Genomic DNA, 4,473 nt, shown 5'->3' with positions numbered 1-4,473 from the left:
CGTGGGCGATGTTGTATCATCAGGAAGATTATAAGTTTAAAAATGCAGTAAGTTAACGTGTTAATTAGCCAGTAATAAAATTTAATCAGTCGATAATAAAGTTTAACCACCCTGTAATATTGCTAGAGAATAGAGATTGATGGGATACAGTTCAGCACTGCCCTATAGGAAACCTTTTTATACCAAGGGCTATAATAAGCCGCCGGATTGATGAGGTAATAGGGGCGGAAATCCATCAGGGCTAGAGGCATCAGTGATACCTCATAAAAAAGCCGAATATATGGCTGCAATGCACTCTATTTCAACGATCAAAATTGTCTTGCAATCGGAGAGGGTCCATATATGGTATAAGTTCCTTATACTTATCTATACCCATGTTACTTCAAGATATTTTGTCAGGCACAAGCTCGATAATCAGAACAAGGCGCAACATGAGCGAATGGTTATTCCCTTTGTGATTGTTGCAACGCTGAACTGGTTTTCGAGCTTGCGTCCTGAAGGGTAAGGTAACTCGCACCAATCTGCGTTGTTATAAAATATCGACTTAGAACGACTAGGCTTCAATTTTATACCTAGCATCTTGGCACGATTTTCCTTGCTGACTTTACATCTTGAAGTAATATGGGTATATAAGAGATAATTGTTAACTAACGCATAGCCTGATGTTTTTTGATTTAAAAAAAGGCGAAATTTTTGCTATTATCATCGCCTTAAAAACATTTTGCTTGTAAAGCACTGCGGAGAAACGTTTTGATAAATATCCTGCTGGTCGATGACCATGAATTAGTACGCACAGGAATAAGCCGTATCATTGATGATGTACGTGGCATGAAAGTAATTGGTGAAGCACAAAGTGGTGAGGATGCGGTTAAGTGGTGTCGCAGTAATAACCCTGATGTCATCTTGATGGATATTAATATGCCGGGCATTGGTGGGTTAGATGCGATGCATCGTATTTTGCGCATCAATGAAGATATCAAAATTATTATGTTAACCATGCATACTGAAAATCCCTTCCCTGCAAAAGTAATGCAAGCAGGTGCTGCTGGTTACCTGAGTAAAGCTGCTGCGCCTGATGAAGTATTAGCTGCTATTCGCGCTGTTCATTCTGGGCAACGCTATTTAGCCCCTGAAATTGCGCAACAGATGGCACTTTCACAAATATCACCTGTTTCAGATGATCCTTTTAGTGTGTTATCAGAGCGTGAATTGCAGATCATGATGATGATAACAAAAGGGCAACGTGTTGTTGATATCTCTGAACAGTTAAGTCTAAGCCCTAAAACAATCAACAGTTATCGTTATCGCCTGTTTGATAAACTAGGTGTGAACGGTGATGTAGAGCTGACCCATTTAGCAATACGTTACGGCATGCTAGATGCCAATACGTTATAACTTACTAAGAAAATGATGCCACAGGGCATCATTTTTTATGTCACTCTTTTCACCTGAGCAATTCTTAAAAACAGTTACCACTGAGCCTGGTGTCTATCGTATGTTTGATGATAAAAATGTCATCATCTATGTCGGTAAAGCAAAAAACCTCAAAAAACGCCTTAGCAGTTATTTCAGTCTCACTCAAAAACATCCCAAGACCCTCGCATTAGTGAGTCATATCGTTAATATCGAAGTGACAGTGACTCATACCGAAACAGAAGCGCTGATTTTAGAGCATAACTTCATCAAGCAATACAAACCTAAGTACAATGTATTACTGCGTGATGATAAATCTTACCCTTATCTATTTTTGAGTGACCATAAACACCCGCAATTAACCTTAGTGCGTTCTAAAAATCGTCAACGTAAAGGCACTTATTTTGGCCCTTATCCAAGTGGTGGTGCGGTGCGTGAAAGCCTACATTTGATGCAAAAACTATTTCCCATTCGCCAGTGTGAGGACAGTTATTATGCCAATCGCTCGCGTCCTTGTTTACAGTATCAACTTAAACGTTGTCTTGGGCCTTGTGTCAATGCGATGCCTGAAACAGAATATTCACACCAAGTGGAGCTTGCTTCTGAGTTTTTATTGGGTAAAAGCCAACGTGTTATTGATCAACTAATCGGTGAGATGCAAATTGCTAGTGAAGCACTTGAGTTTGAAAAAGCAGCATTAAGGCGCGATCAAATTCAATCGTTAAAAAAGGTACAAGAGCAACAGTGGGTGAGTGGGGATATTGAACAGCTTGATGTGCTCGGTTTTGTTTATGAGCAGGGCATTGCTAGTTTTCATCTGTTGTTTATTCGTCAAGGGCGAATTCTTGGTAGCCGTAACTATTTCCCTAAAGTGCCTAAAAACTCCACGGCCGATGAAGTGTTAAGTGCTTTTTTAAGTCAATTTTACCTTTCTGGACAAAATGGTCGCGCTATTCCAAAAGAGATTTTACTGAGTGATGATTTTTCAGAACGTTTTGTTTTTACTGAGTTGTTCAGTGAGTACTGCGGTTATAAAACCACGTTGAAAGTGGAGATGCGTGGTGAGCGGGCAAAATTTGTAAAACTTGCAAAACGTAACGCCTTAGTGGCATTACAAACACATCTTAGTCAGAAAAACAGTATTCAACAACGCTATCAGTTATTAGAAGAGAAGTTAGAGTTAATAACGCCAATTAAACGCATGGAGTGTTACGATGTTTCTCACATGATGGGGGAAAAAACCGTGGCTTCCTGTGTGGTCTTTGACCGAGAGGGTGCAAAAAAATCTGCTTATCGCCGTTTTAATATTACCGGAATTACGCCCGGAGATGATTACGCTGCCATGGGGCAAGTATTAGCGAGGCGTTTTCGTGACAAGCAAGAGATTGAAAATATACCCGATATTATTTTTATTGATGGTGGATTAGGCCAGCTTAATCAGGCTGAAACAATTATTAGTTCATTAGCTGAAAATTTTGTAGAAAAATATCCATTGTTAATTGGTATTGCTAAAGGTGAAGGGCGAAAAGCGGGGCTTGAAACACTGATTTTAGCCGATAGTCATGAGATTCTAGACATCAAAAGCGATTCACCTGCGTTGCACCTTATTCAACAGATTCGTGATGAATCCCATCGTTTTGCTATCACCGGGCATCGTGGTCAGCGAGATAAAAAAAGACGCACCAGTACATTAGAGGGGATTGTTGGTATCGGGGCAAAACGTCGTCAAGCGTTATTAAATCATTTTGGTGGTTTGCAGGGGGTAAAAGCGGCCAGTATTGATGAACTGGCAAAAATTAATGGTATTAGTATGGCACTGGCTGAAAATATTCATGACGCTTTGCATTTATAAGTGTTAACCATTTGCATTAGTAAACAATAAAATGCAAAAATAGCCGTTCGACATAAAGGATTTTTTATTTCATGATTAACATTCCCAATATTTTGACTGGTTTTCGAATTTTTCTTATCCCTATCTTTGTAGTTATCTATTATTTACCTGTCGCATGGGCAGCTCAAATTGCTGCCTTTGTTTTTTTATTGGCAGCGCTCACCGATATATTAGATGGTTACCTTGCACGTAAGTTAAACCAATCCACCCCTTTTGGTGCTTTTTTAGATCCTGTTGCCGATAAAATTATGGTCGCAGTTTCATTGGTGATGATTGTGGAACACTACGCGGTTATTTGGGTAACTATCCCTGCCATGATTATGATCTGTCGTGAAATTATTATCTCCGCACTGCGTGAGTGGATGGCTGAAATGGGTCAACGTGCTAGTGTGGCTGTTTCACGTATTGGTAAAGTAAAAACATTTTCGCAAATGGTGGCACTGTTTCTGCTTATCTGGCAGCAATCGGCCATGATGGAATGGGGTGGTTTTACTTTTATGTTTGTCGCAACGGTATTAACGCTGTGGTCAATGGTGGTTTACTTGAAAGCTGCATGGCCTGCATTATCCACTGGAAAATGATTTCTGGTGGAATTAATAGGCGTTTAGTGTAAAAAAACAGCGAACAGTTAATGATTCGTAAAAAAAGTAATAAAGAGTGTTGACTCAAATTAGAAAGTCTTTAAAATGCGCCACATCGAAAGGGAAACAGTTATTGTTCTTTTCGATAAAATCTTAAATAGATAGGTGGTACTAGCTCCGTTGGTAAAGTTAACCCTTTCCAAGAATGCTGGAGTCAAGAGTTCTGCTCTTGATGAAAACTTAAATGTTATATGCGGCACTAGCTCAGTGGTAGAGCACAACCTTGCCAAGGTTGGGGTCAAGAGTTCGAATCTCTTGTGCCGCTCCATTTAAGTAAAATTTTTGGCGGAATGGCAGAGTGGCCATGCAGTGGATTGCAAATCCATCTATCTCGGTTCGACTCCGGGTTCCGCCTCCAAGTTTTAAAGTTTTGCCCGGATGGTGGAATCGGTAGACACCCAAGATTTAAAATCTTGTGCATTCTGTGCGTGCGAGTTCAAGTCTCGCTCCGGGCACCATTTTAGAAAAGCCTCACATTATATGTGAGGCTTTTTTTTGCCTAAAATATAGAATTGAAAATGCACTGTG

3 protein-coding genes and 3 tRNA genes are annotated in these 4,473 nt (G+C 40.0%); all 6 read left to right on the top strand.

Annotated features, from left to right (window positions below; all coding sequences use genetic code 11):
- Positions 1-750 precede the first annotated feature (750 nt).
- Positions 751-1,395, top strand: coding sequence for a UvrY/SirA/GacA family response regulator transcription factor (gene uvrY, locus G322_RS0117685; protein ID WP_022943026.1), 645 nt, complete (start codon positions 751-753; stop codon positions 1,393-1,395).
- 37 nt (positions 1,396-1,432) lie between these two features.
- On the top strand, positions 1,433-3,265 hold the full coding sequence (uvrC, locus tag G322_RS0117680; protein WP_022943025.1) for an excinuclease ABC subunit UvrC: 1,833 nt from the start codon (positions 1,433-1,435) through the stop codon (positions 3,263-3,265).
- Between the two features lie 71 nt (positions 3,266-3,336).
- The gene (gene pgsA, locus G322_RS0117675) at positions 3,337-3,885 is read left to right on the top strand and encodes a CDP-diacylglycerol--glycerol-3-phosphate 3-phosphatidyltransferase (protein ID WP_022943024.1); all 549 of its coding nucleotides are present in this window, start codon (positions 3,337-3,339) and stop codon (positions 3,883-3,885) included.
- A gap of 253 nt (positions 3,886-4,138) precedes the next feature.
- Positions 4,139-4,213 (top strand) — tRNA-Gly (locus G322_RS0117670).
- A gap of 16 nt (positions 4,214-4,229) precedes the next feature.
- A tRNA-Cys gene (locus tag G322_RS0117665) sits at positions 4,230-4,303 on the top strand.
- Between the two features lie 14 nt (positions 4,304-4,317).
- Positions 4,318-4,403, top strand: a tRNA-Leu gene (locus G322_RS0117660).
- The last annotated feature ends 70 nt before the right edge of the window (positions 4,404-4,473 follow it).

Origin of the sequence: Psychromonas hadalis ATCC BAA-638, assembly GCF_000420245.1 — a bacterium.
GTDB lineage: Bacteria > Pseudomonadota > Gammaproteobacteria > Enterobacterales > Psychromonadaceae > Psychromonas > Psychromonas hadalis.
This window is presented reverse-complemented; position numbering and strand designations above follow the sequence as displayed.